A 9,530-nucleotide genomic window follows, 5' to 3' on the forward strand; every position below is an offset into this window, starting at 1 on the left:
ACTTCCTTGGTGTCATAGTATTCAGAGATGGGATAATTCTCTGCCGTAAGCTTGATCGCCTTTCTGTCCTTAGCCGTAAAAGCCCTGAGCGCGTGCTGTACCTTCAGACCCAGCTGCGCCAGGACAGCGTCCGGGACATCCGTGGGATTCTGGGTCACGAAGTACAGGCCGATTCCTTTGGAACGTATCAGCTTGACAATACTTTCGATCTGGTCCAGCAAAGCCTTGGAAGCCTCCTTGAAGATGAGGTGGGCCTCATCTATGAAAAGGATCAGTTCCGGCCGGTCACTGTCTCCCTGCTCGGGAAAGGTGGCATAAACCTCTGCCAGCAGGCTGAGCATAAAGGTGGAGAACAGTTTGGGCCTGTCCTGTATATCGGTAAGTCTTATGATACTGATCATTCCCCGCCCTTCCTCGTCAATTCTGGTAAGGTCGTTCACATCAAAGGACTTTTCCCCGAAGAACAGGTCGGCTCCCTGCTGTTCCAATTCGATCACCTTTCTGAGGATTGCCCCTGTAGAACTGGTCGCTATGCGTCCATAGCTTTCTTCAAATTCCTTTTTTCCTTCTCCAGTTGCATACTGCAGCACCTTCTTGAAATCCTTCAGGTCCAGCAGGGGGAGTTTATGGTCATCACAATACTTGAAGATCACGGCTACGATCCCTTCCTGGGTGTCAGACAGATTGAGGATACGGGATAGCAGCACGGGGCCGAACTCGGATACGGTCGCCCTCAGCTTTACTCCATCCTGCTCGGAAAGGGAGAGGATCTCTACAGGGAATTTTTTTGAGGTAAAGGAAAATCCGATCTTTTCGTGCCTCTCATCTATTTTGGGATGCCCCGGACTGGGCTGGGCCAGTCCGCTAAGATCGCCTTTCAGGTCCATGAGCAGCACAGGTATTCCCTTGTCTGAGAGGTTCTCAGCCAGTACCTGCAGAGTTTTGGTCTTCCCGGTCCCGGTAGCACCGGCGATCAGTCCATGGCGGTTAAGTGTTTTTAACGGGATTTTCACCAGGGCGTTGGTGACAGCCTCCCCATCCAGCATGGCTGCTCCCATGGCGATGTAATCCCCTTTGGTCTTATAACCTTCCTCTATGTGTGCAAAGAAATCTTCCTTCCTACCCATCGATCTTAATTTTTGATAAAAATAGGGTAATTTTAAGCAACAATAAAAAAGTGAAATCATGAAACTCCTGCTGTTGCTTTCCTCTTATCTGACGCTTGCATTGACATCAGCCGTCCTGGCCCAGGACAACCCGGGCATCATTTTTCACCCTTCCCACGAGGCCAAAAAGCAAACGGCCCCTTTTAGTGATGTGGTGGAAGCGGGAAACCTGTTCTTTCTGGCCGGTCAGATCGGGATGGACCACAGCACCCGTACCCTGGTAGAGGGAGGGATCCGGGCTGAGACCACGCGGGCCATAGAAAATATCAAAGAAGTGCTGGAACAGCACGGGCTCGACCTGGATAATGTAGTGAAATGCACTGTTATCCTGAGTACCATGGATGATTTTTCCGATTTCAATGCCGTTTATTCCCAATACTTTGTCAAAAAGCCGGCGCGGACCACTTTTGCCGCATCCGGACTGGCGAGGAGCGCCAGGGTGGAGATCGATGTGATAGCCGTCAGGAATTAGCCGGATACTGCTGCCTACTTGTTCGATTTCTCGCCAACTTAGACGTATCTTTGCGCCATGGAAGTCAAAGAGATCATGGAGTTGGTAGATCGGGGGATTATGCTCCCCCTCATGGAAGAATTCTACACGATCCAGGGCGAAGGGTACCACAAGGGGACAGCTGCCTATTTTATCAGGGTAGGCGGGTGCGATGTAGGATGTCACTGGTGTGATGTGAAGGAGAGCTGGAATGCGGCTATTCATCCTCCCACGGCCATAGAGACCATAGTAGAGAACGCTGCCAAGTGTTCGGATACCATCGTGGTAACGGGGGGTGAACCCCTTACCTGGGATATGGCGCCCCTTACCACCCTGCTCAAGGCTAAAAACCTAAAAACCCACATTGAAACCTCAGGGGCATACCCCCTTACCGGGTCATGGGATTGGATCTGCCTTTCTCCCAAGAAGAACAAAGCACCGGTGGGAGATATTCACAAGAAAGCGGATGAACTGAAGGTGATCGTTTACAACAGGGACGATCTGCGATTTGCTGAAGAACACGCTGCAAAGGTGGGTCCCGACTGTATCCTGTATCTACAGCCCGAATGGAGCGTACGGGAAAAGGTCACCCCTTATATCGTGGAATACGTCATGGCCAACCCCAAATGGAAGGTATCCCTTCAGACACACAAGTACCTGAATATCCCCTGAAAAACAGGCGTTTAGCGGCCGCCGTTAGCCTGCAGATCTGTTATGCACTCCGAGTCGAGTCCCGGTACGGCACCTTTTCCGGCTAGCATGCGCTTATTCATCGCACCGAGCAACCCGCTGCCGAATTCTATTTCGGCCCGCATAAGGCAACCATCGACATCACAATGGTGTTCGGCATTGGGATCCTCATGGGCATTTACCGGAGGGGTTCCCAAATCGACAAGCCCAAGAAGGTGTCCAAATTCGTGGTTGAGAGTAGCCGTCTCAACATCTTCTATAGTAACCTGACTGCTTTTCAGAGCAATCTCCCTGACAGTGGTTTCGTAGATGACCATGGAGGTATTCCGATAAACGGCACCCAGGGTTACGGTTCCTTCCTGCGGGTCATCCGTATCCGAAGGGGCATCGGCAAAATAGATATAGATAGCCAGGGTGTTGTCTTCGTTATAGGCCGTCCTGTTGTCGAATTCCAGGTCTGCCACCTCCTGCAGGCTGAGTTCGTTCTTGTTCGGACTCGGCAGTTCCAGGTACTGTAAGACAATATCCTGTTTAAAGGTGAGTTGCTGCAAAAATGCCTGGAAGTTGTTCATAGCTTCCGCGCTGGGCCTGAACCCGGTCACGTAACCGATCTCGATCAGCAGGCGTTCATAAGTATCATTGGTAAGGATATCATTGGCTGAATCTCCGGTGGCCAGCAAGTTTGCAGACCGGTCTATCGGATCTGGTGTATTTCCATTGTCGGTATCCTTGGAACAGGCGGCCAGGAAAAGGATTCCTGCCATCAGTAAAAAAAATCGCTTCATAAAAAACATACCCGTCATTTTATTCTGTACTTCTATAACAAGTGAGCGCGTCAATACCCTACGTAGAACGAAAAATAGGGCTCACTAGTATTCCAAAGGGCTTAATTTACCCAAATAGTCGAAATGATCCCCTTTCCTTACAAGTTCGAAAGCAAAACCGTGGTCTGCGGCTACTTTTTCCATGACGCCTGAATCGATGTACAACCACGGAAAAGGCTCGCTTCTCATATCCTTATAAGCCACTTCAAATTCCACCTCCCCGTAATAGGTTTCAGGAGAGGGAAATTCGTATTCCCCATGCTCATCCTTGTCGAACATGTAGATGATATCACTGGAGTCGAACAGGATCTGCCCCGACGGGTTCAGCAGCGCTCTGGCCTTTTGGAAAAACTCGGGAAGACGTCCTACCCGACCTGCGATCCCGATCCCGTTCATAAGCAGCAACAGGGTGTCAAACTTTTTTTCTTCATATTCCCAGAAATTGGTTGCTATCACGCCAGTCAATCCCCGGGCCCGGCATACGTCCACAGCCCCTGGCGAAATATCCAGGGAAGTGACATCAAGGTCCCTTTCTTTGAGGTGCAGGCTGTGACTGCCGGCCCCACAGCCGATATCCAGCACACGACCCCTGCAGAGGTCCAGTGCCTCCTTTTCCAGTTCGGGCATGGCGCCGTATTCCCTGAACAGGTAGGCAACGGGCAATGCGTCTTCCTCCCCGAGGGAAGAATAGGTGCGGATCTCGCCCTCCTTATCCCCAGAAAAATGGTAATCCCGCATGGCCATGCCAAAGACATCAGTCCTCATCAGCCCGAATTTTGATACAAAAATGGGATATTTGCAGGAGTCGTGAAAAAAGAAAACATGCCGACAGGAAATATACCTGATGACCTTATGAAAGAAGTGCTCGACCTCCTTCCGCAAAAAGCCAGGGAAAAGGAAGGCGAAAACCGTCGATTCTTTAAACGACTCAAGAAAAAACCTCCCAGGGACCTGGACACCACCATGCAGGAACTGCACCATGCAGAATTTGAGCGTACGGATTGCCTAAGTTGTGCTAATTGTTGCAAGACCACCGGTCCGCTCTTTACCCGGGCCGATATAGACAGGATCTCAAAACACCTCAAGATAAAGGCAGCGAAATTTGAAGAGACCTATCTACAGACGGATGAGGATGGCGATAGTGTCCTTCGGGAATTACCGTGCCCGTTTTTGGGAGCAGATAATTATTGCAGTATTTATGAAGTGCGGCCTAAAGCCTGTCGGGAATATCCCCACACAGACCGCCGCAGATTTGAGCAGCTCGGGAAACTGACCGTAAAAAATACCTTTATCTGTCCTGCGGCCTTTAATATCGTCGAGGAAATGAAGAGGAGGGTCAGGGTTTAGCCCATTGGTATCTTGTGTAGGTTTTCTTTATTTTTGAGATTATGGAAAGCTTGATGCAGTATTTCGAGACCATCCCATCCTCACATCGAAGCCTTATTCTGGTGTTGGGAATTACTTTTTTCTGGCTTCTCGAAGGGGCTGTCCCTTTGTTTCGCTTCCGATACCGGAAATGGAGGCACGCCATCCCAAACTTTTTTTTCACCCTCACGACCATTGTGATCAATTTTGGCCTGGCCTTCCTCCTGTTGAAGACCAGTGACTGGGTGGCTGCTACTGATTTTGGGATCATCAACTGGTTACCGGAGATGCCCCTGTGGGCGTATGTGATCCTTGGCGTGATGCTGCTCGATTTCTTCGGGGCCTACTTAGCACATTACGTCGAACACAATGTGAAGCCCCTGTGGATGATCCACCTGGTGCACCATACAGATCACGAGGTAGACACCACCACCGCCAACAGGCACCACCCCCTCGAGAGCCTGATCCGCTTCAGTTTTACTCTTTTAGGCGTGTTATTGGTCGGGACGCCCATTGGGATCGTTATGCTGTATCAATCTCTCTCGCTTGTCGCGACCCAGTTCGGTCATGCCAACATCCGCCTTCCCAGGAAGGTCGACAAAGCTATCAGCTACATCCTGGTCTCACCAGACATGCACAAGGTGCACCACCACTACGTACTGCCCTATACGGATTCCAATTACGGAAATATTTTCTCCGTCTGGGATCGCCTCTTCGGGACCTATATGGAGCTAGACCGGGAATCCATCGTTTACGGGGTGGATACCTTTCCCGACAGAAAGGAGAATGGATCTATTGGGGGGCTGTTGAAACAACCCTTTCACAAATACCGCAAACCCACTGACGGGAGCCAGTTCGATCAGGGATAGAGCAGGTATCTTTTTCTGATTTTTTGGAAAGCATCGAGGTCTGCCTTCCAGGTCATTCGGATCTCTTCCTCACTAAGCCCTGCTTCTATTTGTTTTTGAAGTTTTTCGGTGCCGGCGTGTTTACTAAAACCCGAGGTATTGAAAAAGAGGTCTTTCCGATCGCAGTGCCGGTAGGCTTTGAGGAGGTATGCCAATGATACTCTTCTCAGTTCAGGTTCGGCACTCAGGTCTTCCCCGTAGCAAATCTCCCCCAGGTGCTTGGGGTGCTTCGCCCCCGGATTGGATTCGGGAGTATATTTAAATGTAAAGAACTCCCTGTTGAGGAAAGGCGCCCCGTACCGCTGGAACTGCCCGTCTGTACCCCTCCCGGCATTGATGTTGGTGCCTTCAAAAAGGCCCAGGCTGGGATAGAGATCAATGGCCTTGTCATTGGGAAGGTTAGGGGAGGGTTTGATGGGCAGGCTGTACCTCATGTCGTGCCGGTAGTTCTCCAGGGGGATCACCGTCAACTCGGCTTTGATCCCGTTGTCCATCCATTCTTCCCCATTGACCATAGTCGCGTATTCCCCAATGGTCATACCGTAAACCAGGGGGATGGGGTTAAGACCCAGAAATCCGGTCAGGTGGGGTTCCATGGTGGGGCCATCCATGTAATGAGCGTTGGGATTGGGCCGGTCGAGGACGATCACGGGTATGCCTGATTCTGCACAGGCTTCCATCACCAGCTGCAGGGTAGCGATATAGGTGTAAAACCTCACCCCTACATCCTGTATGTCAAAGACCACAAGGTCCAGACCTTCCCGAGGTGCCTTAGACGGCTTGCGATCCTTACCGTAGAGGGAAATGACCGGCAGCCCACTTCGCCTGTCCACCCCGTCACTCACTTCTTCCCCTGCATCGGCTGTACCTCTGAAACCGTGCTCGGGGGCGAAGACCTTAACCAGGTCGATCCCTGCAGAAAGCAGGGAATCAGCCAGATGAGTAAAGGTAGTTTTCATTCCGGGTTGCCCGGGTTCCCTGAAAATGACACTGGTCTGGTTTGCGACAAGTCCGATCTTCTTGCCCATCAGTAAGGGGAAATAGGCCTCGGTGCGATTTGCGGCAATCCTGAGTGTTGTATCGGCCGAATCCTGTTGCGTTGAATCTGCGATCTCTGAGGTCGTTGCCGAGGCATTTCCTTTTCGCCCGCAACTGAGGATAACGGGCATTAACAGCAAACACAAGAAGGGGATGATCATTCGAACAGGCACCCTCAAGGCACATTCCTTTATTCCCGAGAAGGGAACAACGCTGACTAACAGCTGAAAACTGTATTTTTGGGGAAGAAAAAAGAACATCGGTTGAATTTAGAACTGTTTATCGCAAAGCGCCTCATCAAGGGAAAGCAGCATAAAATTAGCATTTCCGCCCCAATAATAAAAATAGCCATTGCGGCTATTGCCCTGGGGATTTTGATGATGCTGATCGCTATTGCAACGGGGGTCGGACTCAAATACAAGATACGGGAAAAGATCGCCGCTTTCAACGGCCACATACAGATCTACAATTACGACAACAACAATTCCGAGGTTTCGGTGATCCCGGTTTCCCGTCAACAGGATTTTTATCCCGATTTCAATATTGTAGAAGGGGTCAGCCATGTGCAGGCCGTGGCGACCAAGGCGGGGATCATCAGAACGGAAGATACCTTTGAGGGCATTATCGCCAAAGGGGTAGGGCCCGACTATGACTGGACGGCTTTTGAGGAGTTCCTGGTCAGGGGGGACCTCCCCAAATATACAGGGGAGCTGAATACAGAAGTCCTGATGTCTCGGCTGATGGCCTCCCGGCTGCAGATGGATGTGGGGGATACATTTTACACCTTCTTTCTCAAAGAGGAGGATCCCTCCAAGGTCCCCAACCAGCGCAGGTTCTCAATTACCGGGATCTACGACAGCGGATTTGAGGAATTCGACGGCACCTATATTCTTGTGGATATCCGCCATATACAGCGAATGAATCAGTGGGGGGAAAATGAGGTAGGCAATTTTGAGGTGTTCCTCGACGATTTTGATGAGATAGGGGAAAAGAGCGCTCAGATCTATGGGCAGACCCTGAGTACCCTCGACACCCAGACCATCGAGAATAAGTATTACAAGATCTTTGAATGGATAGGGCTGTTCGATTTTAATATCGCCATTATTATAGGCATCATGATCATCGTGGGAGGGATCAATATGATCACGGCCCTGCTGGTGCTGATCCTTGAACGTACGCCCATGATAGGGATCCTGAAGGCCCTGGGAGCGGATAACTGGAGTATTCGGAAGATCTTTCTCTACAATGCGGCCTACCTGATCCTCATCGGACTTTTCTGGGGAAACCTCCTGGGCCTTGGGTTGATCTGGTTCCAGGATACCTATCGCTATTTCAGGTTTCCAAACCCCCAGGAGTATTACATCGATTACATCCCTGTCTACATAGACATGCCCATGGTTCTTCTTTTAAATGTCGGCGTGATGCTGCTCTGTATGCTCATGATGCTCATCCCTTCCCATATCATTACCCGGATCAGTCCGGTAAAAGCCATTGCATTCGATTGACGGGGTCACCTGTTAAAATGCTATCAAATTCGTTTTCCTGTTCCAGGCAGAATGGAGGAACTCCTATCTTTGCATTCTATGGATTACGCTGATAATATTCTGGGGACGATCGGGAGTACGCCCCTTGTGAAAATGAATGTGCTGACACGGGATTTGCCCTGTCTTGTGCTTGCCAAATACGAAACTTTTAATCCGGGGAATTCGGTCAAGGACCGGATGGCGGTGCAGATGGTTGATGACGCCGAAGCTCAGGGAAAACTAAAGCCCGGGGGTACGATCATCGAGGGGACTTCGGGAAATACAGGGATGGGCCTGGCTCTGGTAGCTGCGGTGAGAGGATACAAGATGATCTGTGTGATCTCTGACAAACAATCCAAGGAGAAGATCGATATCCTCAAGGGGATGGGAAGCGAGGTTTATGTCTGTCCGACAGATGTGGCCCCGGACGATCCCCGGAGTTACTATTCGACCGCCCGACGCCTTTCTGAAGAGATCCCCAATTCCTGGTATGTGAACCAGTACGATAACCTTTCCAATACAAAGGCCCATTTCCTTACGACAGGACCGGAGATCTGGGAACAGACAGACGGAAAGGTCACCCATTTCGTCGTGGGCGTGGGTACAGGGGGGACTATATCAGGGGTAGGGAGGTACCTGAAGTCTCAAAACCCCGACATCAAGATCTGGGGGGTGGATACCTATGGCAGCGTCTTCAAGAAATACCACGAAACGGGCATTTTTGACGAGAATGAGATCTATCCCTATATCACAGAGGGGATCGGGGAGGATATACTGCCTAAGAATGTCGATTTCGATATCATCGACGGCTTCACCAAGGTAACCGATAAGGACGCGGCGGTCTATACGAGGAGACTGGCCCGGGAAGAGGGGATGTTCCTCGGGAATTCGGCAGGAGCTGCGATCAAAGGGGTTCTGCAGCTCAGAGAGCACTTTGGAAAGGACGATGTAGTAGTCGTTCTGTTCCACGACCATGGCAGCCGCTATGTTGGCAAAATCTACAATGACGAATGGATGAAAAAACAAGGCTTTCTTGAATAGATTCCCTATCTTTTATCCCCAAAGAAATACCATGAAATTTAAACAGATTCTCCTCCTTGTGATGGTTTTTGCCATCACCCTCCCCGGCTTTTCCCAGAAGCTGTCCCGAACTGAAAAGAAGATCCTGGCCGCCGTTGAAAAGAACAATGCGGAGGCCATTGATTTCCTTGAGCAAGTGGTCAATATCAATAGCGGGACGCTCAATGCCAAAGGGGTCAGGGAAGTGGGAACCGTCTTTGGAAATGCCTTTGAGGAAATAGGATTCGGAACCCGCTGGATCGAGATGCCCCCTGAGATGAACAGGGCGGGACACCTTTTTGCAGAAAAGGAGGGAACCAAAGGAAAACGCCTGCTGCTGATCGGTCATTTGGATACCGTATTTGAAGAGAACAGTCCGTTTCAGCTGTTTGAAATGATCAATGACAGTACCGCTCACGCCCCCGGGGGAAACGATATGAAGGGGGGAAACGTGATCATCCTTTACG

At 50.5% G+C, this 9,530-nt stretch carries 10 protein-coding genes and 1 pseudogene; 7 read left to right on the forward strand and 4 right to left on the reverse strand.

Annotated elements, in window-relative coordinates:
* Positions 1 to 1,127: helicase HerA-like domain-containing protein (locus tag ABYP73_RS08195; RefSeq protein WP_372973997.1), on the reverse strand; the 1,127-nt coding region annotated here is incomplete at its 3' end.
* 58 nt (positions 1,128 to 1,185) lie between these two features.
* Here ABYP73_RS08195 and ABYP73_RS08200 point away from each other — a divergent pair.
* Positions 1,186 to 1,638 carry a Rid family detoxifying hydrolase gene (locus ABYP73_RS08200; protein ID WP_372973998.1) on the forward strand — a complete coding sequence of 151 codons (453 nt, stop codon included), beginning with the start codon at positions 1,186 to 1,188 and terminating at the stop codon, positions 1,636 to 1,638.
* Between the two features lie 57 nt (positions 1,639 to 1,695).
* Positions 1,696 to 2,328 carry a 7-carboxy-7-deazaguanine synthase QueE gene (locus ABYP73_RS08205; protein ID WP_372973999.1) on the forward strand — a complete coding sequence of 211 codons (633 nt, stop codon included), beginning with the start codon at positions 1,696 to 1,698 and terminating at the stop codon, positions 2,326 to 2,328.
* 11 nt (positions 2,329 to 2,339) lie between these two features.
* Here the strand turns inward: ABYP73_RS08205 and ABYP73_RS08210 are convergent, their stop codons facing one another.
* Both ABYP73_RS08210 and ABYP73_RS08215 read right to left on the reverse strand, forming a co-directional pair.
* Positions 2,340 to 3,110, reverse strand: a complete 771-nt coding sequence (locus ABYP73_RS08210) for a hypothetical protein (protein ID WP_372974000.1) — start codon at positions 3,108 to 3,110, stop codon at positions 2,340 to 2,342.
* Between the two features lie 105 nt (positions 3,111 to 3,215).
* Positions 3,216 to 3,935, reverse strand: a complete 720-nt coding sequence (locus ABYP73_RS08215; protein ID WP_372974001.1) for a class I SAM-dependent methyltransferase — start codon at positions 3,933 to 3,935, stop codon at positions 3,216 to 3,218.
* A gap of 87 nt (positions 3,936 to 4,022) precedes the next feature.
* Between ABYP73_RS08215 and ABYP73_RS08220 the strand changes: the two genes are divergently transcribed.
* Entirely contained in the window at positions 4,023 to 4,517 is a 495-nt protein-coding gene (locus ABYP73_RS08220; RefSeq protein WP_372945484.1) for a YkgJ family cysteine cluster protein, read from the forward strand.
* Between the two features lie 41 nt (positions 4,518 to 4,558).
* Positions 4,559 to 5,404, forward strand: coding sequence for a sterol desaturase family protein (locus ABYP73_RS08225; protein WP_372945481.1), 846 nt, complete (start codon positions 4,559 to 4,561; stop codon positions 5,402 to 5,404).
* Here the strand turns inward: ABYP73_RS08225 and ABYP73_RS08230 are convergent.
* The gene (locus ABYP73_RS08230; protein WP_372974002.1) at positions 5,395 to 6,612 is read right to left on the reverse strand and encodes an exo-beta-N-acetylmuramidase NamZ domain-containing protein; all 1,218 of its coding nucleotides are present in this window, start codon (positions 6,610 to 6,612) and stop codon (positions 5,395 to 5,397) included. The genes ABYP73_RS08225 and ABYP73_RS08230 overlap by 10 nt on opposite strands.
* A 132-nt stretch (positions 6,613 to 6,744) precedes the next feature.
* Between ABYP73_RS08230 and ABYP73_RS08235 the strand changes: the two genes are divergently transcribed.
* From ABYP73_RS08235 to ABYP73_RS08245, 3 genes and pseudogenes are all read left to right on the forward strand, one after another.
* Positions 6,745 to 7,986, forward strand: a complete 1,242-nt coding sequence (locus ABYP73_RS08235; RefSeq protein WP_372974003.1) for an ABC transporter permease — start codon at positions 6,745 to 6,747, stop codon at positions 7,984 to 7,986.
* A gap of 78 nt (positions 7,987 to 8,064) precedes the next feature.
* Entirely contained in the window at positions 8,065 to 9,045 is a 981-nt protein-coding gene (locus ABYP73_RS08240) for a PLP-dependent cysteine synthase family protein (protein ID WP_372946254.1), read from the forward strand.
* Positions 9,046 to 9,076: 31 nt separating this feature from the next.
* A pseudogene (locus ABYP73_RS08245) lies at positions 9,077 to 9,530 on the forward strand (M20 family peptidase); the annotation flags it as partial.

This window comes from Muriicola sp. (assembly GCF_041567615.1).
Taxonomy (GTDB): Bacteria; Bacteroidota; Bacteroidia; order Flavobacteriales; family Flavobacteriaceae; genus Muriicola.